The sequence below is a fragment of the Sphingopyxis soli genome, from assembly GCF_018682675.1.
Lineage (GTDB): Bacteria > Pseudomonadota > Alphaproteobacteria > Sphingomonadales > Sphingomonadaceae > Sphingopyxis > Sphingopyxis soli.
In genome coordinates this window covers 1-2,280 of the sequence record NZ_JAFMTR010000052.1, presented here as the reverse complement: position 1 = coordinate 2,280, position 2,280 = coordinate 1, and the positions used below count along the sequence as shown (strand labels likewise).

General features: G+C 61.6%; 3 protein-coding genes. 2 read left to right on the top strand and 1 reads right to left on the bottom strand.

Translation table 11 applies throughout. The features are described 5' to 3' along the window. Window positions 1-165: 165 nt before the first annotated feature. Window positions 166-1,566: an MATE family efflux transporter gene (locus J1N50_RS07675; protein WP_215352224.1), complete on the top strand. Its 1,401-nt coding sequence runs from the start codon at window positions 166-168 to the stop codon at window positions 1,564-1,566. Here the strand turns inward: J1N50_RS07675 and J1N50_RS07670 are convergent. Further along, window positions 1,508-2,080, bottom strand: coding sequence for a hypothetical protein (locus tag J1N50_RS07670; RefSeq protein ID WP_215352214.1), 573 nt, complete (start codon window positions 2,078-2,080; stop codon window positions 1,508-1,510). The genes J1N50_RS07675 and J1N50_RS07670 overlap by 59 nt on opposite strands. Window positions 2,081-2,148: 68 nt before the next feature. Here J1N50_RS07670 and J1N50_RS07665 point away from each other — a divergent pair. After that, window positions 2,149-2,280, top strand: a 132-nt coding sequence (locus tag J1N50_RS07665; RefSeq protein ID WP_215352226.1) for a co-chaperone GroES, incomplete at its 3' end; no start/stop codon positions are given.

Here is a 2,280-nt window from a genome sequence, read left to right as displayed (position 1 = left end):
ACTCACGCGGCGCTGGAGGAATGGATCCCGGATCGAGTCCGGGATGACGAAGGAAAAGTTGGCAGAGGCATTGCTGTTGCCTTTCTGCCACCCCCGCCGACAAATAGAACCGCGGCCGCCCGCCACCCTTGAACCCTGACATTCGCGCGCCTATCCGGGCCGGCTATGCTGGTGCAGGCTCATCCCCTGACTGCGGATCGTCCGCAGGATTTCCGCGCGGAATTCCGCGCGACGCTGGCGCTGGCCTGGCCGCTGGCAGCGGCTAATCTTCTCCAGATGCTCGTCCATGCGATCGACGTGCTGTTCGTCACACGGCTTGGCGAAACGCCGCTTGCAGCATCGTCCCTCGGCATCTCGATCTTCGGCCTCTTGTTGTGGACCGGCAGCGGGCTGGTCGGCGCGGTTGCACCCCTTGTCGCCGCCGAGCTTGGTCGCCGTAAGCATGCCGTGCGCGAAGTCCGGCGTTCGGTTCGCATGGGCTTGTGGATCAGCGGTCTGGTATCCGTCCTGTTCATGGGTGTTTGCGTTGCAGGCGCCCCAATCCTTCGGGCGACTGGCCAAGCGCCCGGTCTCTCATCGCTCGCTGGCAGCTTTCTTTCCGTGCTTATGTGGTCCATGTTTCCGATGATCGCAGCGGGCGTCCTGCGCATCTTTGTTTCGGCGCTTGGCCGGCCGAGGATCGGGACGGTAATCACCTTTTTGGCGCTTGGTGTAAACGCGCTCGGCAACTGGGTGTTCGTGTTCGGAAATCTCGGTATGCCGGCGCTGGGACTTCGCGGTTCGGCGCTGTCGAGTGTCATCACGTCGGTCGCGATGCTATTGGCTTATGTCATCGTCATCCAGAAAGATCGGCGCCTGCGCCGCTATCGCCTGTTTGGAAATTGGTGGCGGCCTGAATGGCAGAGGTTCAGGGACATCTTTGCTATCGGCACACCGCTGGGCCTTACCATTCTGGCGGAAGCCGGGCTATTCACCGGAGCTGCCTTGCTCATGGGTCGGATCGGTGAGGCGCAGCTTGCAGCCCATACGATCGCCCTGAATGTGGCGGCGCTCGCCTTTCAAATTCCATTCGGTGTCGCGCAGGCAGCGACGATCCGCGTGGGCATGGCTTATGGCGCGCGCGATCCAGCCGGTATTGGCTTTGCGGGCCGAGCGTCGTTGTTCTTGGGTATCGGCTTCATGGCGCTGACGGCGATTTTCATATGGCTTTTCCCGTCGCTGATCCTCAGGGCTTACAGCGTGGACAACAATCCGGCGCTCGTCGGCTTCGCGATGCAGTTCCTCGTCGTTGCCGCCGCCTTCCAGCTTTTCGACGGCGCGCAGGCGGTCGCGGCGGGTGCGCTGCGCGGGTTGCAGGACACGCGCGTGCCGATGATCATCGCGGTCTGTGGCTACTGGATCGCGGGCTATGGTACCGCGATCTACCTCGGCTTCTGGACCCCGCTTCAGGGCGTGGGCGTCTGGATCGGGCTGGCGGTGGGGCTGGTCGTTGTCTCGGCCGTGCTTCTCATGCGCTGGCGGATGCGCGCGCGGCTGGGGCTGCTTCCTTCAATCGCTGGTGGCTGAACTGTCCGGCAAGTTGATTGAGCCGCCGGATGATGATGGCGAGTTGGTCATGGGTGAGGGTCAACGGGCGGCGTTCGCAGTCGGATGAATTCCGGAATTGCAGCTTCATCGAGGTCGTCTGCCCGTCGAAAATCAGGATCAGCTCGAGGACCGAATGGACGATGTCGGCGCGAACGGGAAGCAATTCGCGTATGGCCGCAATGCGAACATCCAGCCGCTTCGGGTTTTTGAACCGGTCGCGGGCTTTCGCCAACGCGGCAAGTTTTTGCGAAAAGGGCGTCGAGGACGTCGCTTTGACCTCGGTTTTGCCGATGTATTGCATCACTTCGGCTTCGAGTCGTCCGAAGGAATCGAGAAACTCTGAGCGCAGCAATTGCGCCCGTTCGCGCATCTTATGCAGATCAGGCAGTTCGGTGGCCTTGCTGATCGAACTCTCGCACCCCATCTGGCCCTTGTACCGCGCCGCCGAAAATTTTCCCTTAATCGTCTTGACGCTGTCATACCCCCCGCCCATATGCCCGTCTGTTAGCACTCTCCCATGGTGAGTGCTAAAGCCTATCATCGCATAATGGAGGGAGTTCCATGGCACAGTTTCGTCCGCTGCACGACCGCGTGCTCGTTCGCCGTATCGAAGCCGAAGAAAAGACGGCCGGCGGCATCATCATCCCCGACACCGCCAAGGAAAAGCCGCAGGAAGGCGAAGTCGTCGCCGTC

Bases quoted from the DNA above. Each gene is read 5' to 3' on its own strand.
- J1N50_RS07670 (WP_215352214.1), bottom strand. From the start codon at position 2,080: ATGGGCGGGGGGTATGACAGCGTCAAGACGATTAAGGGAAAATTTTCG.
- J1N50_RS07675 (WP_215352224.1), top strand. From the start codon at position 166: ATGCTGGTGCAGGCTCATCCCCTGACTGCGGATCGTCCGCAGGATTTC.